General features: G+C 53.1%; 25 protein-coding genes. 19 read left to right on the top strand and 6 right to left on the bottom strand.

The window, feature by feature from the left end:
- Positions 1–3: 3 nt before the first annotated feature.
- Entirely contained in the window at positions 4–1,284 is a 1,281-nt protein-coding gene (locus IT084_RS09830; protein ID WP_195712681.1) for a D-alanyl-D-alanine carboxypeptidase family protein, read from the top strand.
- A gap of 63 nt (positions 1,285–1,347) precedes the next feature.
- On the opposite strand, the gene IT084_RS09825 is transcribed toward IT084_RS09830, so the two are convergent.
- The 4 genes from IT084_RS09825 to IT084_RS09810 all read right to left on the bottom strand — a co-directional run bounded on the left by IT084_RS09825 (position 1,348) and on the right by IT084_RS09810 (position 4,208).
- Complete coding sequence (locus IT084_RS09825) at positions 1,348–1,938, bottom strand: hypothetical protein (protein ID WP_195712680.1); 591 nt, start codon at positions 1,936–1,938, stop codon at positions 1,348–1,350.
- A 179-nt stretch (positions 1,939–2,117) separates the two neighbouring features.
- Complete coding sequence (locus IT084_RS09820) at positions 2,118–3,050, bottom strand: Na/Pi cotransporter family protein (RefSeq protein WP_195712679.1); 933 nt, start codon at positions 3,048–3,050, stop codon at positions 2,118–2,120.
- A 546-nt stretch (positions 3,051–3,596) separates the two neighbouring features.
- On the bottom strand, positions 3,597–3,908 hold the full coding sequence (locus IT084_RS09815; RefSeq protein WP_195712705.1) for a hypothetical protein: 312 nt from the start codon (positions 3,906–3,908) through the stop codon (positions 3,597–3,599).
- A gap of 60 nt (positions 3,909–3,968) precedes the next feature.
- Positions 3,969–4,208, bottom strand: a complete 240-nt coding sequence (locus IT084_RS09810) for a hypothetical protein (RefSeq protein ID WP_195712678.1) — start codon at positions 4,206–4,208, stop codon at positions 3,969–3,971.
- Between the two features lie 188 nt (positions 4,209–4,396).
- On the opposite strand from IT084_RS09810, the gene IT084_RS09805 reads away from it, so the two are divergent.
- From IT084_RS09805 to IT084_RS09760, 10 genes are all read left to right on the top strand, one after another.
- The gene (locus tag IT084_RS09805) at positions 4,397–4,852 is read left to right on the top strand and encodes a Fur family transcriptional regulator (protein ID WP_195712677.1); all 456 of its coding nucleotides are present in this window, start codon (positions 4,397–4,399) and stop codon (positions 4,850–4,852) included.
- 10 nt (positions 4,853–4,862) lie between these two features.
- On the top strand, positions 4,863–5,036 hold the full coding sequence (locus tag IT084_RS09800) for a histidine kinase (protein WP_207744512.1): 174 nt from the start codon (positions 4,863–4,865) through the stop codon (positions 5,034–5,036).
- A 65-nt stretch (positions 5,037–5,101) separates the two neighbouring features.
- On the top strand, positions 5,102–6,004 hold the full coding sequence (locus IT084_RS09795; RefSeq protein WP_195712676.1) for a patatin-like phospholipase family protein: 903 nt from the start codon (positions 5,102–5,104) through the stop codon (positions 6,002–6,004).
- A gap of 183 nt (positions 6,005–6,187) precedes the next feature.
- Positions 6,188–7,261 carry a methionine synthase gene (locus tag IT084_RS09790; RefSeq protein WP_195712675.1) on the top strand — a complete coding sequence of 358 codons (1,074 nt, stop codon included), beginning with the start codon at positions 6,188–6,190 and terminating at the stop codon, positions 7,259–7,261.
- A 22-nt stretch (positions 7,262–7,283) separates the two neighbouring features.
- Positions 7,284–8,066, top strand: a complete 783-nt coding sequence (locus IT084_RS09785; RefSeq protein ID WP_195712674.1) for a histidinol-phosphatase HisJ family protein — start codon at positions 7,284–7,286, stop codon at positions 8,064–8,066.
- A 435-nt stretch (positions 8,067–8,501) separates the two neighbouring features.
- Positions 8,502–9,188 carry a response regulator transcription factor gene (locus tag IT084_RS09780; protein WP_243276888.1) on the top strand — a complete coding sequence of 229 codons (687 nt, stop codon included), beginning with the start codon at positions 8,502–8,504 and terminating at the stop codon, positions 9,186–9,188.
- 245 nt (positions 9,189–9,433) lie between these two features.
- Complete coding sequence (locus IT084_RS09775) at positions 9,434–9,895, top strand: response regulator transcription factor (RefSeq protein WP_195712673.1); 462 nt, start codon at positions 9,434–9,436, stop codon at positions 9,893–9,895.
- Positions 9,896–10,094: 199 nt separating this feature from the next.
- Positions 10,095–10,682 carry a signal peptidase I gene (locus tag IT084_RS09770; RefSeq protein WP_195712672.1) on the top strand — a complete coding sequence of 196 codons (588 nt, stop codon included), beginning with the start codon at positions 10,095–10,097 and terminating at the stop codon, positions 10,680–10,682.
- 122 nt (positions 10,683–10,804) lie between these two features.
- Positions 10,805–11,323, top strand: a complete 519-nt coding sequence (locus IT084_RS09765) for a TasA family protein (RefSeq protein ID WP_195712671.1) — start codon at positions 10,805–10,807, stop codon at positions 11,321–11,323.
- A gap of 63 nt (positions 11,324–11,386) precedes the next feature.
- Entirely contained in the window at positions 11,387–12,010 is a 624-nt protein-coding gene (locus IT084_RS09760) for a TasA family protein (protein WP_195712670.1), read from the top strand.
- Between the two features lie 220 nt (positions 12,011–12,230).
- Here IT084_RS09760 and IT084_RS09755 read toward each other — a convergent pair whose 3' ends face one another.
- The gene (locus IT084_RS09755) at positions 12,231–13,376 is read right to left on the bottom strand and encodes a GPI anchored serine-threonine rich family protein (protein WP_195712669.1); all 1,146 of its coding nucleotides are present in this window, start codon (positions 13,374–13,376) and stop codon (positions 12,231–12,233) included.
- Between the two features lie 13 nt (positions 13,377–13,389).
- Positions 13,390–13,719, bottom strand: a complete 330-nt coding sequence (locus tag IT084_RS09750) for a hypothetical protein (protein ID WP_195712668.1) — start codon at positions 13,717–13,719, stop codon at positions 13,390–13,392.
- A 386-nt stretch (positions 13,720–14,105) separates the two neighbouring features.
- Here IT084_RS09750 and IT084_RS09745 point away from each other — a divergent pair, with 386 nt between their 5' ends.
- The 8 genes from IT084_RS09745 to IT084_RS09710 all read left to right on the top strand — a co-directional run bounded on the left by IT084_RS09745 (position 14,106) and on the right by IT084_RS09710 (position 21,887).
- Complete coding sequence (locus IT084_RS09745) at positions 14,106–15,179, top strand: hypothetical protein (RefSeq protein WP_195712667.1); 1,074 nt, start codon at positions 14,106–14,108, stop codon at positions 15,177–15,179.
- 45 nt (positions 15,180–15,224) lie between these two features.
- Entirely contained in the window at positions 15,225–16,634 is a 1,410-nt protein-coding gene (locus tag IT084_RS09740) for a hypothetical protein (protein WP_195712666.1), read from the top strand.
- A gap of 231 nt (positions 16,635–16,865) precedes the next feature.
- A complete protein-coding gene (locus IT084_RS09735; protein WP_195712665.1) occupies positions 16,866–17,072 on the top strand; it encodes a hypothetical protein in 207 nt (68 codons plus the stop codon).
- A gap of 78 nt (positions 17,073–17,150) precedes the next feature.
- On the top strand, positions 17,151–17,453 hold the full coding sequence (locus IT084_RS09730; RefSeq protein ID WP_195712664.1) for a hypothetical protein: 303 nt from the start codon (positions 17,151–17,153) through the stop codon (positions 17,451–17,453).
- 154 nt (positions 17,454–17,607) lie between these two features.
- Positions 17,608–18,045 carry a division/cell wall cluster transcriptional repressor MraZ gene (mraZ, locus tag IT084_RS09725; RefSeq protein ID WP_195712663.1) on the top strand — a complete coding sequence of 146 codons (438 nt, stop codon included), beginning with the start codon at positions 17,608–17,610 and terminating at the stop codon, positions 18,043–18,045.
- Positions 18,046–18,100: 55 nt separating this feature from the next.
- Positions 18,101–19,081, top strand: coding sequence for a 16S rRNA (cytosine(1402)-N(4))-methyltransferase RsmH (rsmH, locus tag IT084_RS09720; RefSeq protein ID WP_195712662.1), 981 nt, complete (start codon positions 18,101–18,103; stop codon positions 19,079–19,081).
- A 2-nt stretch (positions 19,082–19,083) separates the two neighbouring features.
- Positions 19,084–19,611 carry a septum formation initiator family protein gene (locus IT084_RS09715; RefSeq protein WP_195712661.1) on the top strand — a complete coding sequence of 176 codons (528 nt, stop codon included), beginning with the start codon at positions 19,084–19,086 and terminating at the stop codon, positions 19,609–19,611.
- Between the two features lie 80 nt (positions 19,612–19,691).
- Complete coding sequence (locus IT084_RS09710; protein ID WP_195712660.1) at positions 19,692–21,887, top strand: stage V sporulation protein D; 2,196 nt, start codon at positions 19,692–19,694, stop codon at positions 21,885–21,887.
- Positions 21,888–21,950: the final 63 nt, after the last annotated feature.

Genomic DNA, 21,950 nt, shown 5'->3' with positions numbered 1-21,950 from the left:
GTTTTGATTAGAAAGGTTGCTTTATTTACAATTATCATGTTTGTACTGGCTCTGAACATAACTCCGGCGATCGCCGCGCCCGCCGCCCCGGACCCGGTGGGGGAAGCGGCGCTGCTTATGGATGCGCAAACCGGCCAAGTGCTGTTTGCCAAAAATGCCGGTAAAAGAATGTACCCGGCCAGCACCACCAAGATTATTACCGCCCTGGTGGCACTGGAAAAATCGTCGCCGGGCGAAATGGTCAAGGTAAGCAAGCGGGCGGCGGAGGTGGGAGGCACGCGCGTCGGCCTGCAGCCGGGCGAACAAATCAAGATGGAAGACCTGCTGTATATCATGATGCTTAACTCCGCCAACGACGCCGCGGTGGCCATTGCCGAGCACGTGGGCGGTTCGGTGGAGGGATTCGCCAAATTAATGAACGCCCGGGCCAGGCAAATCGGGGCGCGGAACACCCATTTCGTAAACCCGCACGGCATGCCCGACGAAAACCATTATACCACCGCCCGCGACTTGGCGCTGATCGCCCGGGAGGCCATGCAAAACGCCAAGTTCCGGCGGATTGTGCAAACCGGGAGTTACAAGGTGGAACGCAAAAAAAACATGGATCCGGATGTACTACAGCGGGTTGAAGAACTGGAGCGGGTATACGGGCCGGTACAGGAGGATTTTTTTAACCAAAACAGGCTGTTGTGGCACAATTACTACGGCTATAAAGGAGCCAACGGCGTTAAAACGGGCTACACCTCGGAGGCCGGGCAGTGCCTGGTGGCCTCGGCGGAGCGACAGGGCCGGGAATTGATTGCCGTGGTGCTGAAGAGCCAGGGCGCCAACTTGTGGACCGACGCCGCTATGCTGCTGGATTACGGGTTTAATCAATTCACCCGGTTGGAACTCATCCGCCCCGGGGAGATCATTACCGACGCCGGGGTCCGGTACGGGACGGAACGGGCCGTGCTGGAGACGGCCGGCTACCTTTATTATAACTTCCCCGCCGGGGAAGAGCCGCAAGTGGAGCGCCGGGTGGAATTAAAACAGGAAGCAGTCGCCCCGCTGGAGGCCGGGGAACGGCTGGGCGACCTGGTGCTGGAAGCCAACGGCGAGGTGCTGGGCCGGGTGCCCCTTGTAACGGTTCGCCCCGTGCCCCGCAAAGTTACCACCTACTGGTGGTTCCGGCTTGGAGTGGTGTTTGCCGCGCTGGGCGCGGCGCGCTTGTTGACGGCGCGGCGCCGGCGCAAGGCTGCAAACCGGGTTGTATATATGAGAAGAAGGGAACGCTGGTACTAACAGCATTCCCTTTTTTATTAAATGGCCATGGTGATAATAAAAGCTTGCATTGGGTGGTAGTCTTTAACTTGTTATTTTCTTTAAGGCGAGAAATTTGGCATCATGTTTTGCTACTTTCAACATGAGGTAGTCTAGCTTTTCATCCATGTCGGCCAGCTTTTCCATAACCTCGGCGTGCCACTGATCATTTTTAGCCGCGGCATCTTCCAATGCCGCGATTCTTTGGATCACTTCGGCATGCCGCTGGTCGCTTTTGGCCGCATGACCTTCCAAATACACGATTTTTTCTTCCATGGAGATCAGCCTTGCGGAGTTTTCTTCCGTGCGGTGTTCAAGCGCCTTAACCAGGTCATACAGCTCCTTTTGGCCCGCCTCCAGGCTTTGAACCCTCATGTCAAGGTCAGAGACTTTTCGGTCAAGATCAGAGACTTTTCGGTCAAGATCAGAGACTTTTCGGTCAAGATCAGAGACTTTTCGGTCAAGATCAGAGACTTTTCGGTCAAGGTCAGAGACTTTTCGGTCAAGGTCAGAGACTTTTTGATCAAGGCTAGAAACTTTTTCATCAAGACCGGTAAATTTTTGGTTTAGTATATTGAATTGCTGGTTCAGAGAGCTTATTTGACTAAGGATTTCTTTTAAGATTTCTTCGCTCAAAGCGATTCCCCTTTCATTTACAACTTTCAATCATGCCGCTTACGCATGTCACTAATGCGGGTCCGGCGGGTGGTAGAAATAGTTTAGTATACAAATGTTTTCTATCAATTAATTCCTCTATTGGATAATTATACTCCAACCCTCAACCGGGGTGCAAGGTGCCTGTCACCTGGAAAAATTTACCTCCTATCGTCCGGCACGATCAGCCTGACCAGTGCGGTAAAGGGATATATTACGGGCAGTACCACCAGGCTGCTGATAATATTGAACAGCGTGTGGGCATTGGCAACCTGGCGGGGTATACTACCGGCGGTGTACTCCACCAGCGCCGAGAACGGTTCCAGCAGCGGCAGGAACAGCAGCGCGCCCAGCAAGTTCAACAGCACGTGGGCTGCGGCTACCTGTTTTCCCGCCCTGGAACCGCTTAAACTGGCCAGCACGGCTGTGAAGCAGGTGCCGATATTATTGCCCAGCACCAGGGCCACGGCGGTGGGCAGGGAAATCAGCTGCTGGTTTGTAAGCAGCATCACTATGCCCGTGGCGGCGGCACTGCTGTGCAGCAGGGCGGATGCCAGCGCGCCGGCCAGCACCGCCAACACCGGGCTTTGCCCCAATGAAACCAGCGTTTCGGTTAACCACGGCGCCTGCTGAAGCGGGACCAGTGCTGAAGCCATCAACCAGAGGCCTGCGAAAACCACCCCGAAACCGAATAGCGCCCGCCCGGCCTGGCCGTACGGGCTGTTCCGCCCAAGCAGCCACAGGGCGGCGCCGGCCGTGGCCGCGGGCAGGGCCAGCCTGTACAGGTTGAAGGAGATTAACTGTACCGTAACGCAGGTGCCGACGTTGGCTCCCAGCAGGATGCCGATGGCCTGCACCAGGTTAAGCAACCCGGCGTTAACAAAACCGATGGCCAGTACTGAAATGGCGGTGCTGCTCTGGGCCAGCATGGTCAGCAGCATGCCCGAAAGGGCCGCCGTTACCGGTGTTGCCGTCATGGTGGCCAGGACCCGGCGCATTTTTGCCCGGGAAAGGTTTTCCAGGCCCCCTTTCATCACCTGCATGCCCCGCAGCAGCATGTAAAGGCCGGCCAGCGCCCCAAGGATAATTGCCAATCAACTGTCCCTCCTTATTTTCCCTATATAATGTTTGTATGTTGAAACCCCGGGGATATGCCCGGCGCTTCCGGGGTCAAGCCCGGTCTAATTAAAACCGTACCGGATGGAGCATGGGGGATTATTACCAGGACGGGCCGGAAAAACGGGTTTGGGAACGGGGCCGCGGGGTAATCGTAGAACGGGACGGGTTACGGGTGTTAAAAGGTACAGAAAATTTTTATTTTTGGGGCGGGCGGGCTCGGGAAAAAAGAGGGTAAATAGAACAAAAAATTAACCCGGCTCAGCCGGGTATTATTGCTTATCATTTGATTTCGCTGCAAAAACCGGTACTTGTATCTGGCGATCAGGTGGTATCAATCGCTCTCTTCGCAATTATCTTCGTAGTGGTTAAAGTTACTGTTTGTTAACGCTTACAAAGCCCTGTCAGAGCAATACTTTACGCCCTTTCAGGGTCAAGCTCTGGGGCTATGACGGGCTAAGCACCGCACCCAATGCTCAGTTCGCTCCAGAAAACCACCGGATCGCCTGTAGCTGTGGAGTTTGTTACTTTTTCTCCGGTTCTTTTTTATCGTCTTTTTTGTCGTAGGGCATGAAACCGCCGCCGGGCATATAACCTTCGTCAGAGTAACCACCGCCGGGCATGTCACCACCGGGCATATAACCTCCGCCGGGCATGTAACCGCCGCTTTGCAGTAATTCATGCCAGAAGTGAAGTTCCCGCCGTTCGTGCTCGACCATCTCCATGATCATATTCCGCAGAGATTGGGTGGGGGCACCCGCGGCGATTTGCTGGTATAAAGCAATTTCCTGTTTTTCATGCTGGATAATTTGGTTAACTAAATAATGCCAGCTCATAAGACAACCTCCTTATATTATTCAAGGAAACGTGTTTATATTATATTCCAGATCACTTTGTTATTTTTCAGCATCTTTAGTATCGACGCCGCAATAACCGGGGGCATAATATCCGTCAAAACAGGCGTGAATGCAGTTCCAAAAGTTGGCTTCAAAGGCTTCTTCCGCAATTTTTTCAATTACCCGCATACGCATTCCGTGTGATGGAAGCTGTTGGGCCAATTGGGTCATAAGAGCAATTTCGCGCAGTTCCATGTCCATGGCTTTTTTAACACTTTCCAGCCAGTAATGGTGTGACATGGTTTTTATACCTCCCCAATTAAATATTCACTATAGACTATTCTTCGTACCAGGCGATTGTTACCATATAATGTTAAAATATGTAGTAAAATGGGCATAACACGTTATTGACATACGTTCATATTGACAGAACAAATGACTATTATATATACTGGTTTTAATAAGAATCTTTTGGTGGTGGTTTTAAAATGCGCAGGGTAATCGGGGAAGTTGAGGAAAAACTGCGCTCCAACGAGTACAAGATGACCCCCAAGCGGGAACAAGTATTACGGGTGCTGCTGGAAAACAAGGATAAGCACCTCAGCGCCGAAGAAGTATACAACCTGGTGAAACAAAAGGCGCCCGACGTGGGCTTGGCCACTGTGTATCGAACGCTGGAGCTGTTTACCAGCTTTGATATTATTCATAGCATGGATTTCGGAGACGGCAGAAAACGTTACGAATTCGGATCCGAGAGCGCGGACGGGCACAGGCACCACCACCTGATTTGCGAAAAATGCGGGAAGATCATCGAAATGAACGAGGACCTGTTGGAGGACCTGGAAGAGCGGGTGACTCGCGCCTATGATTTTGAAGTTGTCGACCACGAGTTGAAAGTTTTCGGCCGGTGCCGGGAATGCGCGGCCGGGAAAGAAAAGAAGTAGAATTTGCTTTTTGCCTGGAAAGGGAGCTGGGGACGTGGACGAGCGGGAAAAAAGAATCAGGGAATTGGAGGAAATAATCGCGGACCTGAAGAGAAGGCTGCCGGCTCATTCGGTTAAACCCGCAATGATCAACCGGCTGGAGGAACTGGAGGAGGAACTGGAACGGTTGAAGAAAAAAGAGTAGTATCACATCCACCGCCCGGGTTTCATACTATGGTAGTACCATGAAACACAGGCGGTGGTTTTTTTATGACTGCCAAGCCGCTGGTGGGGCTGGCCCTGGGCGGCGGGGTCATGCGGGGCATGGCTCATATCGGGGTGTTAAAGGTATTTTTGAAGTCGGGCATTCCGGTGCATATGGTGGCGGGCACCAGCTCCGGCAGCATCGTGGCGGCGCTTTACGCTTCGGGTTACAGCCCGGAGCGGATGGAGGAAATAGCCGCCGGGCTGCGCCCCCGGGACATATTTGATTACGGGTCTTCGCTTGTTGGTTTGATTATTAAGGAAATTGTTGCAAGCATGTTACCCCTGCCCAGTATCCCGCGCCGCCGGTTGGGCCTGATGAAGGGTAAAAAACTGGAGGCGCTGCTGGAAAAGCTGGTGGGGCAAGACCGGCTTTTCAGTGAAACTAAAGTGCCGCTGGGCATAACCGCGGTGGATGCCCGGGATGGCACGCTGGTTATCTTTTCAGGAGACGTCCCATCCACGCGCACGGTGCTGCCGCCGGAGGATAGCTTTGTTACAAATGTGCCGGTGGCGAAAGCGGTTAGGGCCAGCATTGCCGTGCCCGGCATTTTCGAGCCGGTGCGGCTGGATGACCGCATCCTGGTGGACGGCGGGGTTCGCGATAATGTTCCGTGCTACGTGCTGCGGAGGATGGGGGCCGATTTTGTCATTGCGGTGGATGCCGGCTATGACGGCGTCCAGCGGCACCGGATCGACAATATCATCGACATGTTGACCCAGAGCTTTGAGCTGGTAATCTCCGAGGGTATCAACCTCAAGCTGGAACGCTATGCCGACGTGGTGATCAGGCCAGTGATCAAGATGAGCCCCTGGGATTTTGAAAAAATCGAATACTGCATCCGCCGGGGCGAACTGGCGGCAGCCGGGGCGGTGGAAGAAATTAAGCAAAAATTGGGTATCCGGTAAACAGATATTGAAAAATCACACCCGGATCGCTGATCAAGGGTGCTTCCGTCGCCCTTGTTCATTCCAAGGGTAATAATCGTCTTTCCGACCACTGACGACCAACGACCAACCACCAACGACCAACCACCACTTTGACACCCTTTTCCGCCACAGGTATAATTACCTTGTTGGGAGGGGTGCCAAGTGAAATTTTTACCACGTGGACTGGCCACCGGCATTGGCAGCATGCCGTTTACAGAAGCCGGCCCGGCCCTTGAATTGATCGGGGAAAACCTGCCCGAGATTCCCCACTGGCCCCAGCTGCCCCGGCGGGGCGGGGACGAGGGTTTCGTGCACCAGTTCCTGGACCCGCTGGTGCGGCTGGGACTTTTGGAAAAAAGAGGGGACAAAGTGGTATTTCCGGTGGACAACCCGGCCTGGCCCGACCGGCTGACCGAGTTTTACTCCACCTACCTGGCGGCCGAGGCGGGGGACCCGGAAGCCCTGAAGGTGTTTGCTTTTCCCCCGGCATCGGCCTCGGGCTTTTACGCTTTTATGGAGGACCTGCGGCAAAAAGGCACGGGTGCGGCCCGTTATCTGAAGGGGCACCTGGCGGGGCCTTTGACCATCGGCTTCCAGCTCAAGGACGAGCGGGGGCGGCTGGCCTATTACGAGGACCAGCTGCGGGATATGCTGGTAAAAACTCTGGCTATGCACGCCCGCTGGCAGGCTGCGGAACTGGGTCAATTCGGTTTGCCGGTAATTATCTTCGTGGACGAGCCCGGCATCAGGGTCTATGGCAGCAGCAGTTACATCACCGTGACCAGGGAAATGGTCACCGGCGACCTGAATGTCATTTTCGAGGCCATTCATTCGGCGGGCGGGCTGGCCGGGGTGCATTCCTGCGACGCCATTGACTGGTCGGTGCTGTTTGAATCAAACCTGGAGATCGTCAACCTGGATGCGTACCAGTTCGGGGATTCGTTGATTCCCTACGTCAACGAATTAAAAAGCTACCTGGAACGGGGCGGGGTAATGGCCTGGGGTATTGTGCCCACCCTGGACAGGGCCTTCGAAGAGGACGCCGGATCGCTATTGGCCCGCCTGGAACAGCTCTGGGCCGAACTGGCCCAGAGGGGCGTGGACCGGGAAACGCTGCTCCGGCAGAGCATGATCACCCCCGCCTGCGGTACGGGCCTGTTGGAGCCGGAACTGGCGGAGCGGATCTACCGGCTGACCCGGGAAGTCTCAAAACGGTGCCAGGTGTTGAAAGGTTGAAAGTTAAAGCGAGGGACTCTATATGCAACTGCCCGACTACCACATCCACACCGCCCGCTGCGGGCACGCCGGGGGAGAGATGCACGAGTACGTGGAAAAGGCCCTGGAACTGGGCCTGCGGGAAATCGGCTTCGCGGACCATATTCCTATGTACTGGTTGGAAGAAAACGAGCGTGATCCCTCGCTGGCCATGTCGCCTGAGCGGCTGCCGGAATACGTGGCGGAAGTGGAAAGGCTGCGCTCCTATTACCGGGGTATTACCATTAAACTGGGCATTGAAGTGGACTTTATCCCCGGGTATGAGGACGAGGCCAGGCGGGTTCTGGACGCGTACCCGTTTGATTACGTGCTTGGTTCCGTGCATTACATCGACGGGTGGGGCTTTGATAACCCCGCCTATATTGAAGAATACAAGAACCATGACATCGATGAACTGTACCGCAAGTATTTCAAGCTGGTGCAGCAGGCCGCCCGCAGCGGGCTGTTCAACGTAATGGCCCACCCGGACCTGATCAAAAAATTCGGCTACCGGCCCAAGGGGGACCTGCGCGAGCTATATGCGGAGACCGCCTGGGTATTCGCGGAATCCGGTGTGTGCATCGAAATTAATACCGCCGGGCTAAGAGCCCCGGTGGAGGAAATCTACCCCGGGCTAATCCTGTTGCAGGAATGTCGAAAACGCGGCGTGCCGGTAACCACGGGCTCCGACGCCCATGTCCCGGATCAGGTGGGGTATCGATTCGACAGGGCTCTATCTTTATTGACCGGCACCGGCTATACCAAAGTATTATTTTTTCAAGCTTAAAGTAATTTTTTAAAAATATTTGAGCGGTAGTTCAGAAAGTATAAGGGTTTGTGAAAGCATAAACATGAATTAACAAAAACCCCCATTTTAACAGTAGTTTCGCGGCAGGAGTTTCCAAAAGTAACCGTGAATAGATGTTCAAAGTATTAATACCAAACGCTTTCACGATCCTATACCGAAAGGGCAATCTCCTACCACCAGTAATAACCTGTTTGACTAAAATTTTCGGGGGGCAACTTTGGATTATTATTCTGAATTATTTAGAACCCGCAGGCAGTGCTTGTGGAATCCTTTTCCACCCGGAGGGCAGGAGAGCGCAAAGCCAGGATCGCCCGGTTGAACGGGTTGATGGACCGGTTGCCGAAGATAGGATATGTAAACTATCTTTAAATTTTACAAGCTTAGTGTGTAAAATTTTGGAGGAGGCCGGTTGGGATGAATAAAATTTGCGTAGTCATTGCCAGTGAGGATTCTTCCGCCAGGCGGGGTTTGGCGGCTATTTTCGCTTCGGAAAGCGTGTTTGAAGTGCTGGGTAGCTTTTCGTTAAGCGAAGCCAGGGAGAAATCAATTATGTTTCAACCCGACGCGGTGTTGGTTGATATTACCGGGGAAACACCCAAATACTTTGAGCCGATCAGCCAGTTAAAACATGAATGCCCCTGCAGCCTGATTATTGCTTTGTTGGAAAATGAACATTGCGAAGGGATTACCGAAATGCTGGCCCACGGCGTGGACAGCTGCGTGCCAAGAGGGATTATGCGGGGGTGTTTGCTGAAAACCGTTGAACTGGCCTGCCGGGCAGGGATTTTCTGCCTGCCCGGTTCCTTTAAAAAGTTGATGTCCAGCGCCGGAACGGAAAAGGCAATTCCTGCCGCCCAGTTCAAAAACGGGCTGCTAGGAGGCGGGGAGTCCCTCACCAGGCGGGAGATGGAAATACTGCAGCTGATGGCCAGGAACTACTCCAACCGCGAGATTGCCTCCAAGCTGTTTATCAGCGAGCCCACAGTGAAGACCCACGTCAGCAGCATCCTGCGCAAGCTGGGCCAGAACAACCGGGCCCAGGCTATAATATATTCCTACAAGATTGGCCTGGTGAACGAACACCTGGCGGTGCACAGTTAAGTACTAGTACTAAAAAGTTTTATCCGAAAAAAGCGGTTCAAGACACTTGCATTGGAAGGCCTTCGCCCGTGAAGGTCTTTTTTATTTTATTTCATTTTTATACCGGGGATAAAATTTTTCATACCATCGTTCAATTGTTAGACAGATCAAAAAGAGATATTTTTTATTTCAGCTTTTATCTTTTGATTATTTATTGAAGACATCAAGTTTTCTATTTTTTTTATTTCCGGCCGGGGGGAAATCGCATGCAAAAGGTCAGGGTTATTGTAGCAAAAAACGGTCAAGTGGTTTGCGGCGGGGTGGCGATGATTTTAAACTCCGCTGAAAACCTGGAAATAGTGGGGCATGAAGGGAACGCTGTACTTGAAGAAGCTTTTGTACTGCAACCCGACCTGCTTGTCTACGAGCTTTCTCAACCCTTTGCCGGTGATTATGAAACGTTGGGGAAAGTTAAGAAACTGTGCGGCTGGACTAAAATTATCCTTTACTCGGCCAGTTCACTGGATGCCAACTGCCTGAGAAAATTCCTGGTCTTGTGCGACGGTTACCTGCAGGGGCCCATACTACCCGGATTTTTGCTCAAGGCCGTGGAACTGGCCTGCTACTCGGGTTACTTTTTCTTCCTCGGTTTTTCCAAGGATATCAAGCCGGAATCAAAGGCCGAGCTACAACTCGCGATCCCGGAAAACTTTTCGGGGGAGAACTAATACCTTTAACAGATTTAGATTAAAGGAGGAACTCTATTTAAACCTCAAGTTCATACCCGGGATGGATGGTATGCCTTTTTGCCTGTGGTAACATTTTAACCGTGCGCGGCAGCAGGACGAAATAAGTGGCTTGCCTTTTTGTATGTTGCTTAACTGTAGGGATAGTGCATCAATTAGTGCTACAAAGGAGGATTGACGCATGAAGCTGGTTTTGAAGATTTTAAATTTTACGATTACGGCGATTCTGGTACTGGTGATTGTCGCTGCGGTCGGCATCACGGTTTCCGCCCGTTTTTCCAACGACCGGATACCGACAATTTACGGTTATAAACTTCTAAACGTGCTCAGCGGTTCCATGGAGCCGGTGATCCATACCGGCGACGCCATAATTGTCCGGCCCCTGGCCGGGAATGACGAAATCGGTGAGGGCGACGTGATCACCTTCCGCACCAAGGAAAAGGAATATATGCTGATCACCCACCGGGTCATGGGCGTGGTCAAAGTAAACGATAAGCCCGCGGCGTACGTGACGAAGGGTGACGCCAACGATTCCGAGGACCTGTCCACCGTGGCGAGAGATCAAATTGTAGGAATTTACAAATGGCGACTTCCATACTTCGGGTACCTGAACAACTTCCTACACAAGCCCACGGGGATCATCGTGTGCGTCATAATTCCGGCCCTGCTGATCACCGGGTCGGAGCTAATTAAAATATACAAGGTCCTGGAAGAGGAAGAAAGGGCCAAAAAAGTGGGGGGTGAGAGCGGGGAGCACAGTAAGGCGTAAGGATTCTGATTTCAGTTTTTTTGCGGAATATAGTTTATTGGTAGGTTGTTTTTCGTGACGCCCTGACGTCGAATGTACTTAATTAAAAATTTACTTAACCCATTATTAAGGAGGAAATGAAAATGAAAAAACGGTTGATGCTCAGTCTGATGACTGTGGCTCTGGTTGCGCTCCTGGCAAGCGGCGCCACCTTCGCGCTGTTCACCGCGGATACCAGTAATGTGGATAATACCTTTACTGCCGGCACCGTTACTCTTGATGAACCCGCTACAACACTTATCGATATTAACAATATTGCTCCCGGGGATAGTGGTTCATTTACTTATGAAGTTGCTTATACCGGTAACCTGGAAGCCTGGCTTGGTTTGGATACCGTTCTGAATGGGGATCTTGCGAGTGGCGCAACTCCTTTGGATGTTACTATTTCCGACGGGACAAATAACTATAGCAGCAATGCCAGTGATCAAGTTCTTGGCCGGTTTAGCCAGGATGACACAGTGTCACTGGATATCGACTGGAGCCTGCCTCTTGAAGCCGATAACGATTATCAGGGCGCTTCAGCCCAGCTGTCCCTGTCGGTTAAAGCCGTCCAAGCCAAGAATAATATCAATGCTGCTGGCACTGGTCCTAGCTCCTGGTAATAAAATTTAATCCTGCCACAGGCATAACATACCTGCTGCAGGACTCATAGGGGAGGCCCCTAAATGATTAAGAAAAAGTTTTTTCTTGCCTTAGCAGTTGTTCTCTGCACAATAGCGTTGGTAACGGGAGGTACGTTCGCTCTGTTCACCGATAGTACTTCACCGGCTGATACCAGTTTTACAGCCGGGCAGCTTGTTATTACAAGCGAGCGCGATGCCGGTGACACCGTCCCGGGCCCAATGTTTTATGTTACTGCAGCCCAGGGTGCAACACCGAGCGGGCAACCCGGCATATACCCGACTGGTGTTTGGGCGCCCGGCGATTTCTACATGGGAACTCTGACCGTGTATAATCGTGCTCCGTCAACATTGGACGCTTGGCTGGTAAGCACGCAGGCTGATTTACAGTCCGGGAATGCAGCCATGGCCGATAAATTATGGGTTGAAGTATTCCACCCGGAAATGGTGGGTAGTAGCATGACGGACGTAAAAATAGCTGAAGGGTGGCTATCAACGTTTTTGGCCGGTCCGGTAGCCTTTAATAAAAATCTGCCCTGTATGCTTGGTGGCAATTGCCAACTGCACTTCAAGGTTACATTTGACAGGTCAGCAGGTAATGATTTGCAAGGCGAGGAACTGGTAGTTACATTTGCGGTCAATGCCGTTCAGAAGAAAAACAATCCCTAAAAATTCAAACAATGAGTACAGTTTAACGCGTCAGGGCGTTATGCAAGCCAACAGCAAATGATGACCCAAACAAAAAAGGGGGTACTCAAAGGAGTACCCCCTTTGGATAAATTAATGTGCTTATCGCTATTTTGTCGCAATGCGAGAAAACGGGGGTGTTGAACAAACTTGTGAACTTTAAAATCCTCCCCGGGTGGCGGGGAGGGATTAACCACTCATTTTATTTGCCGGGAATTAAAAACCGTTTGTGATCGAGGCCTGCCGCTTCAAACAGCTTTAATTGGTTTTTATCCAGGTTGATATGCCCCTTGTTCCAGTTCCACATCAGCGCGAAAACCGAAAGGTCTTCAAAGTCCACCATACCATCCGGCTGAACAACCAGACCGGGAGGAGCGCCCGCAGCCGGGCCTATATCGGCCTGCCGGTAAGGGGTGCCGGGAACGCCCGGGACCTTTTCGTCCCAGCCCGTGTCTCCGGCTTTATGCTTCCAGGACAGGCTAAATACTTCTTTGTCGGCGGAGTCGATGTTGCCATCTGCGTTAAAGTCGCCCACCAGGCTGGTGACATTCACCGTGCAGCTACTGGTACCCACCTGAACAGGCAGGTTCCGGTCATTGCGCAGTTCAGGTGACAGGTGGTTCAACGCCGTGGTACCTTCACCCCTGGCACGCAGGGTTATATTGTAAACTAAACCGCCGCTTCCCGGGTAGTTGACGTTCTCCCTGGCCAGGGCGAATTCGATAACCCCGTGCTGGTTGTCGATTTGGTGGTCCCAGAAAAGGACCGGTTCCAGGAGCGAGCCGGTTGGTATTTCCACTTTAACTGCTTCCAGCAGCGCGGGATCGAATTTGATCATGTCATGGAAGCTGAGTATTTTCTGACCGCCGGCAAGGCCGTTAATAGTTACGCTGATGACGAATTCAGGGCTGTAATCTTCGATAGGGTTTTTATAGACGGTTGTTTCCGACGGGTCGAAGCCGACAACGGTGTTCGAAGGGGCCGTGATGGAGAAGCTGCCGTCGCTGGTGTCGGTGCAGGAACTGTCGGACGTGCTGGTTACCCTTACCGTGTAGTCGCCGCCGGGTGCCTGGTTTTTCGGAATGGTCCAGCTGTAGGAGCCGGCACCTTCAGTTCCAACCGGTGCGCCGGAGGAGATGACGGTATCCACGGCGTCGCCTTTAAGCAGCTCGATTTTAACTTGTGCGCCGGGGTCACCCGTGTAGTTCCAGGTAACGTTGTGCGTTGAACCGGCGGCCCAGTCCTCTCCGCCGTTGGGTGAGGTCACGGTGATTGTCGCGCCGGCGGGTTCTGTGCCCCCGGCCAGCCAGGTGAATATGTTTTTGACCAGGGTGCGGTTGTCGTACATGGCCAGGAACTTGTTATGAAAATCCCAGTCCCTCCTCGAGCATGGTCTTTAATGTTGAGTAGCCGTAATCGGAAGTGTTGCTTACTTTGTTGCTTTCTTCCGAACCGTTGTGGATGAATAGTGCTACCAATTCACCGGCTGCGCTGATAATGAAATTGTTTTCGCTGGTGTCCGTACAAGCGCTGTTGGAGGTGCTGGTGATCCTGATCCGGTAGTCGTTTCCGGCAACCTGGGCTACGGGGATGGACCAGGTGTAGGAGCCGCTTTTTATTCCGAATCCAACTCGTTTTCCGAAGCCCCCTTTCCGGCAACTTAAAATCTTCTTCCGCAATTTCCATCGCAAAGCTGTTTCGCTTGCTTGGGTTTGCGGTACCGGGTTATGGACGGAATTTACCAATGGTAATTGATACTTTAACCCGGATGTACTTTGGGGGGAAGATCAGCCATTTACCATTTTATGAACGGTTGAGTTATTTTGTTAAGGCCGGGCTGTCCGGAAGACTGGCATGGCGTCGTGGCCGGCGGGCATGATGGCGTGAGCGTTGAAATGTAACGCGAAAATACAACCAAAGTATGATTGAAATTTTTCATACCGGCGGGTGATATAATAAGTTTTCACATTTTAGTAACATAACAATAGGTTCTCCAACATAGACGGGTGATAGTTTGAATAACCTTCATAAAAAATGCAGCCAACGGGCGGATCAAATGACAACGGAGGATTAATTCATGATCAAAACCAAATTGATTCTGTTAACCGGATTAATAGCGCTCATAATATTTACTCTCTCGGCCGGATCTCTGGCTCTGTTCAGTGGTGAGGCCGTCAGCCAGGGCAATACAATTAACGCCGGTACACTGTTCATTGGCAAAGATGACGGCTGTAAAGGGGTGCTGGGTGAATTTGTCAGTCTGAATGATATGTTGCCCGGTGCCGAGCCTCAAAAGCTGAAGATCAAAGTCAAGAACCTGGGCACGATGACGGCATATATCAACGGCCTTTCCGTAAATATTACGGAAAGTAACGGTAAATTTTTAGCGAATGCGCTTCGAACCAAATGTGTAAACAGCGGCGGAAACGTGTTGTACCGGGGATCGCTCCTGGCCCTTGACGGAAATGTTATACCATTGGAGCGGGAAATTGTTCTGGAGCCCGACCAGGCCACCGAGCTTGAATTTTTCATCCAGCTGGATGAAAGGGCCGGCAACTGGTACAAAGGCAAGGGCGTGGAATTTTCAATAACTGTATATGCGGGACAAAAACCGGGCCAGGCAGTGGGGGAGCGGGTCCACCTGGCTGAAGGCGGCAACGTGCAGGCCGTTCTCGATGGAGCCGAACCTGGTGATGTCATATTAATCCCTGCCGGTTCTTATGGAAACCTGGAAATAAAACCCGGAGTGGCGGTGAAAGCGAAAGACGTGGTGTTTGACACCGTTGTGGGAGGATTTACGGTTCGTGCGGGCGGAAGCGGCAAGGGGCCTGCTACCGGTGGGCAGGGCGGTAATTTGCAAGGTAATGCAACCTTAATTCAGGGCTTTGCCATCAACGGAACCGGAGTTAAGGTTAAACCGGGCCGCGAATGCAAAATTTTAGATAATATTTTTAACGCTGCAGGCAATCCTGTAATAGTTAACGGTTCCGGTAAAGCTTTGTTGACAAGAAACGACTTTACCGGTTGTAGCAGTAAAACCGAACCGGATCAAGGCGCTGGTGGTCCTTTCACCTGCAGCAGCTCCGGGGGGCAAGTGGAAGCCCGCTATAACCTGGGAGTAGACCTTGACCCTAAGGAACACGCACTTTAAGGGCATTGTTGTGGGAGGTGTTGAATCCTGTATGAGTCCAGAGTAGTGCGCCTGCATAAGCGACGAAAAAACAAGAGGAAAAAACTGCTCAAGGTTATGCTGGCCACGGTATACATTTTTATCCTCACAATGGTGGGGTTGGGCTTTAACGGCACATACGCCATTTTCAATACGCTGGCCAGGACGCCGCCCGGAGAGGCCATAGCCGCGGATGAGCAGGATATATTGAAGGTGACCGGAGAATTTGACGTTGAAAACTGGCTGGATACCGGTGACAGCGGCTTTGTTGTAACCAATGTGTCGCCCGGTAAGCTTTGGGTCTACTTCAGTATTGAAGGAAGCCTGGGCGAAGCAGTGCAGCACATCAATCCCGTGTGCCTGAAAGCCGGGGAAAGCTTCAAAATACCAGTTCGCCCGGCACGTTTGGATGAGTTGGGGTTGCTTGACTGGAGGAACAACAAGCAAACCTTTACCGGTAAAATAGTGGTCAGGGTATTGAACAACTATTCTTCCTATGAAGTGGGCACCGTCACCATTGATGGCGAAGAGTTGTATGCCCGAATGGTGGAAGATCGGGACGATCCCGAAGGCCAGGTTAGAGAGATCAAGTCCGTGAAAGATTTACTCCGGCTGATTGCCGAAAAGATGGCCTTGATTGAAGAACGGGATCAATTAAAGCAGGAAAAAGAGCGACTTATAGAATTAAATGACGAACTTACCAGGGATAAAGCCAGATTGGAAGACAGGATAGCGACGCTGGAAGAGCACATTGATAGTTTAAGCGAAAGCCTCGGGAATGCCGGGGACTTAATTGACCAGTTGAGCCGGCAGCCGGAACCGGTCGATAACCCGGGTCAGCCGGAACCCGGCAATAGCGGGTCAGAAGCTCCCGGAACAGGAAACCAGGGCTCCGGCAGTACCGGCACCGGCGGTAACGAAGCAGGTTACCAGGAACCGGCAGGCGCGGGCACCGGCGGAACCGGAACAGATAGTGCGGACCCGGTAAACCCAGCACCGGGCAATAATGGAACGGAGGATCCAAATCCAGGCAACTCTGTTTCGGGTGAAGCCGGATCAGGGAACCAGGCTGGTGAAAACGGTTCAGGTAACGCTGGAACCGGAAACTCCAACTCCGTTCAGGAAGATTTTGGTGATGAGGGCTTGGGAGGCACTGGAACAGGCAACCCGGGATCCGGTGGGACAGATTTGGTTAACACCGGGGCGGGGGGAGCGGGGACGGATAGCTCGGGAACGGGCGGCTCGATTCCCGGCGATTTTGGAACAGGCGGCCGGAATAGCGTAAATACGGGTTCGGATTGCGCCGAACAGGGTAATACGAATGCCAACGCCGGCCCGTCTTCCAGTAAAGACAAGGCCGCTTCGCCCGAAGCTGCAGTACCGGCGACCGAACCTCCAAGGGTTACCAAAAATGATGGTGAGCAAACGGATTCATAAGACAGATATGCCAACCGTTATGGTTGGTTTTTTTCTTTGGTAAAGGCCAGCCGGTATTGGTTTTAACAATCAGGTTATTCCGAGTGGACACAAACGGTGATGGGATTACCATGACCTCCTGGAAAAAATATATTTAAAAAATAGTTCTAAAGAATGATTTTATCTAATACTGTTATTATAGTAAAATATTGTTAAATCTGAAATATAAGTATTGGGGGAGATGAGATTCTAATGTATAGAAAAATTTGCCCTTTTTGTAAAGGAGATTCATACTCCGCCGCCCTGGGCAGGTGGATCTGCCCGTATTGCAACTCCGACCTGACTAAAATCTTTCCGGAGCCGTCCGGTTGGGCTTCATTCAAGACCGGGGACGGGGGAAAAAAATCGCCGGAGCGGAAAGTAATATCAATCTGTGAAGAAATGAATAAAAAGACCTGATTTGGCGGCAAGGCCGCGCGGCATCTTGCGCCGGCTGCCGGTCGCGTATCCAATCGGGTAGCGGAAAGCGGTGGTGTTATGGAATATGTGATTCTGATCTTTTCCCTGGTGCTGTTTTGCGCGTCTATTGTTATGACTTTGACCGGCGACAGGAGGACGGATGGAGTAAAACAGCCCTTGGCAAATGCCGGCAAGCCGCAGTCGCGATATTTAAAAAAGAAGGATCCGGGCCCGCAGCCGCTCGGTGTGATTAATATATGCGACTTGAAGGACGACGTGCCGGTGGGCATTATTGTTTACCGCATGTCCCAGGCAGCGGAGATGGGAATATATAATAGAAGGGGAGAGTTTTTAAAAAGAAAAAATCCTCCTTTGTATTAAAGCCAGCGACCTCTTTAAACCAGAAGCTTACAGCTCTGGTTTATTTTTTTGCCTGGGACTTAAGAACTATTGCAATGGGGATAAAAAAAATATAAAATAAGTGGTGGAAAGTGGTGGAAAGTGGTTTGCCAATGTAACCCGGTGGGGTGCCGGCATGTTTTTGGGTGAATACCAGCATACAATTGACAGCAAGGGAAGACTAATCATTCCAGCCCGTCTCCGCGAAGGTCTGGGCGATAAATTCATCGTAACCAAGGGTTTGGACGGCTGTTTGTTTGCCTACCCCCCTCAAGAATGGTCTGCGCTCGAACAGAAAATGCGTTCACTGCCCTTTACCAGAGCTGATGCCCGGGCCTTTGTGCGTTTTTTCTTTGCCGGCGCCACCGAGTGTGAAATAGACAAGCAGGGGCGGGTGTTGATTCCTGCCAATCTGAGGGAGTACGCCGGGCTGGAGAAGGAAGTGGTGGTCATTGGCGTGTCCAGCCGGGTGGAGATCTGGTCTTTGGAGCGCTGGGAGCGCTATAACGCAGAATCGGCCTCATCGGTGGAGGAAATCGCCGAAAAGATTGTGGATTTCGATCTCGGCATATAATACTAATGGTGAATTATTGAATTATATGGTAGAGAATTTTTTTTGCAGCGATAAAATGTCTGACAATTTCATCTCTTTTAGCCACCGGCCTATTATGGTCGAGGAAGTGCTTTCAGGATTGAACCCCGGCGTGGCAGGGGTTTTTGTTGACTGCACGGTGGGCGGGGGTGGGCATGCCCATGCCCTTTTGAGCAGTACCGGACCCGGGGTGAGGGTGGTTGGCCTGGACCAGGACCCCGACGCCCTGCGAGCCGCTGCGGAGAAACTGGCGCCTTTCCAGGGCCGGTATACCCTGGTGCGCTCCAATTTCGCGCGCTTGGCCCGGGTGCTGGCGGAACTTGACCTGGACGCCGTGGACGGGTTTTTATTTGACCTGGGGGTCAGTTCCTACCAGCTGGACAACCCCGCCCGGGGATTCAGTTACATGCACGACGCGCCCCTGGACATGCGCATGGACTCCGGCGGGCTGGTGACGGCGCGGGACCTGGTGAACAACCTCCCGGAGCGGGAACTGGCGGACATCATCCGTCGTTATGGCGAGGAGCGCTGGGCGTCGAGAATCGCTTCATTTATCGCCCGGGCCAGGAAAAACCGTAAAATAAACACCACCGCGGAACTGGTGGAAATCATTAAACAAGCCGTTCCCGCTTCGGCCCGCCGGGAGGGGCCGCACCCCGCCAAGCGGACCTTCCAGGCCCTGCGCATTGCGGTGAACAACGAACTGGGTATTCTGGCGGATTCCTTTCGTGACGCCGTGGCACTGCTCAAGCCGGGTGGCAGGATTTGCGTGATCACCTTTCATTCGCTGGAGGACCGCATCGCCAAGGAAACATTCCGGGAACTGGCCAACCCCTGCAAGTGCCCGCCCAAATTTCCCGTGTGCACCTGCGGGCAAAAACCGGTGATCAGGCTGGTGAACAGCCGGCCGGTCACTCCCACGGAACAGGAACTGGCCGAAAACCCGCGCGCCCGAAGCGCCAAGCTGCGGGTGGTGGAAAAAATAGACTCTGTTCTAAAAAGCCGGGAGGGTGAATAGTTTTGATAGTAGCCAGGGAGAAGGCTGAATATTACGGTTTGCCTCAACTACCGGAAGAGAAAAGGCAAACCCCCGGTAAGCAGGGCCTGAGGCTGGTAAGGAAAGAGCGGCTGGCCCTGACGGGCATGGTATTGCTCCTTTTTTGTTCCTGCGTGGTGATCGCTTTTTATTACGCCCAGGTGCTGATCACCGGTTACCGCTTGAACAAAGCCGAGCAGGAATTGGCCCTGCTGCGTACCGAAAGTGATGACCTGTACGCCAGGGTAAACCAGCTTTCCAACCTGGAATACATCGAGGCCGTGGCGGTGCACCGGCTGGGTATGGTGAGACCCCAAAACGACCGGGTTGTGGTGGTGGAAGCCGTGGAACCCGCCGGACAAAAGCCGGCGGCCGGTACTGTGGCGGCCGGGGAACCGGCTAAAAAAGACGACCGGAAAACGGCGGCCGGGGCACGGCGTGAACAAAACTGGGTGATCAGGGCCTTCGCCGACATGGTGGGCAGGCTGGAAAGCAGTATCCGTACGGGGTAATTATTGTGTATTGCTGCGTAATATTTAGTACCGTTAATGATTTTACATAATAACGCGCGCAGTTGACGGAGGGTCGGGGAATGTACGGAACCAATATGACCGTGCGCAAGCGTTTGACCTGGATATTCCTGCTGGCCAGCCTGTTTTTTTTCATTTTGATCGGCAGGTTGGCCTGGATTCAGTTTGTCCAGGGCGAAGAACTACATAATAAGGCCCTGGAAGTACGGTTGAGGGATGTTCCGGTGGAGGCCAAGCGGGGCTCCATCCTTGACCGCAACGGTAAAGAGCTGGTTACCAGCATCAGCGTCGATTCCATTTACGCAACACCCGGGCACGTGAAAAACCCGCGGGAAGCCGCGGAAAAACTGGCGCCCATCCTGGATATGGACGTTGATACACTGTACAAGCGGTTGACTAGAAAATCGTCCTTTGAGTGGATCAAGCGCAAGGTCGACAACGACACGGCCCAGCGGGTCAGGGAGCTGAACCTGACGGGCATCGAGTTTGTGGAGGAAAGCAAGCGCTACTACCTTAAACCCACCCTGGCGCCGCACGTGTTGGGGTTCACCGGCATTGACAACCAGGGTCTGATCGGCATCGAAAAAAGCTATGACGAGGAGCTGCGCGGCCAGCCGGGGCGGATTGTGGTTGAGCACGACGCCGCGGGGCGGCCCGTGCCCGAGGCAATCCACCAGTACATCCCCCCCAAGCCGGGCTACGACCTGGTGCTGACCATCGATGAAACAATCCAGTATTTTGTAGAAAGGGAACTGGACAAGGTGGTGGCCCAGTACAATCCCAAGTTTGCCCTGGTGATTGTCATGGACCCGGAAACAGGGGGTATTCTGGCCATGGGCAACCGGCCCACCTTCAACCCCAACAACTGGCAGGAAGAGCCGCGGGAGGTATGGGACAAAAACCCCGCCATCTGGTACAACTACGAACCGGGTTCCACATTCAAAATCGTGACGGCGGCCGCCGCCCTGGATGAGGGAACAGTGCGTCCCGAGGACAGATTTTTTGATCCCGGTTACATCAAGGTGGCCGACCGCAACATCCGCTGTTGGAAAGCGGGGGGTCACGGGAGCCAGAGCTTTGCCGAGGTGATTCAGAATTCCTGCAACCCCGGCTTTATCGCGGTGGGCCTGAATACGGGGAAAGATAAATTTTACAAGTACATAGAAGCCTTCGGGTTCGGCCAGCGCACGGGCATCAGGCTGCCGGGCGAGGCCGGCGGGATAGTGATTCCGCAAAAGAGCGCCACCACCCTGAACCTGGCCACCATGTCCATCGGGCAATCCATCGCCGTCACGCCGATTCAACTGGTCACCGCCGTGGCGGCGGTGGCCAACGACGGTATGTTGATGAAGCCCCAGCTGGTGAAGGAAATCAGGTATAACGGTAAAACCGTCAGCACTATCAAACCGGAAAAGGTGCGCCAGGTTATTTCCAGGGATACCGCGCACCAGCTGTGTGGGCTCTTGGAAAGCGTGGTGGCCGAGGGAACAGGCCGCAACGCTTTTGTTGAAGGCTACCGCGTGGGCGGCAAGACCGGCACGGCCCAGGTGGTGGGCGAAAGAGGGGGCTACGTTGACGGCCGGTACGTCGCTTCCTTTGCCGGCATCGCCCCGGTTGACAACCCCAAGGTCGCCGTGCTGGTGGTCGTCGCTGAGCCAAAAGGAGGTATTTATTACGGGGGCCAGGTGGCCGCGCCGGTATTTCAGGCCGTTGTCAGGGACACTCTGCGTTACCTGGGGATCCCCGAAACGCCCGGCCTGGTAAAACCCAAGGAACCCTGGGAGGTGGAAACACCCAGAGTTGAAGTTACGGTGCCCAACGTGGTGAATTATCCCGTGGAAGATGCCTGCCGGGCCATCCAGGCTGCGGGGTTGAAGTACCGGACCCGGGGGGAGGGTGAAATTGTTTACGAGCAGACTCCCGGCGCCGGGGCCAGAGTGAACGGAGGCACCACCGTCATTCTTGAACTGCAGCCGGTGGGGAAGAGGAAGAGCGGCGACCCGGTGACCGTGCCGGACCTGCGGGGTCTTTCCATTAAGGAAGCCGGCAATTTACTGGAGAATATCGGGCTGCGCCTGTCGCCCGAGGGAAGCGGCGTGGCGGTTGAACAAAGTGTCAAGCCCGGGGGGAAGGTGGCGGAAAGAACGTTGATCAGGGTCAAATTCGAACCGCCCAGACGGGAGCCTGCTAAAACGTCCCCGGAAGGAGGAACTGTCTCTAGGGGACAGGATAAATTGGAAAATCCATATAGAGATTAAACCGGGGTCGCCGGGGCGGGTTAGCCGTTTCCGGCGCCCGGCGTTTTTCACGATCAACAGGTT

This window comes from Desulfallas sp. Bu1-1 (genome assembly GCF_015594625.1).
Classification (GTDB): Bacteria; Bacillota; Desulfotomaculia; order Desulfotomaculales; family Desulfallaceae; genus JADNRQ01.
Note: the sequence above shows the minus strand (reverse complement) of the source record. Positions and strands in the feature narration are given on the sequence as shown.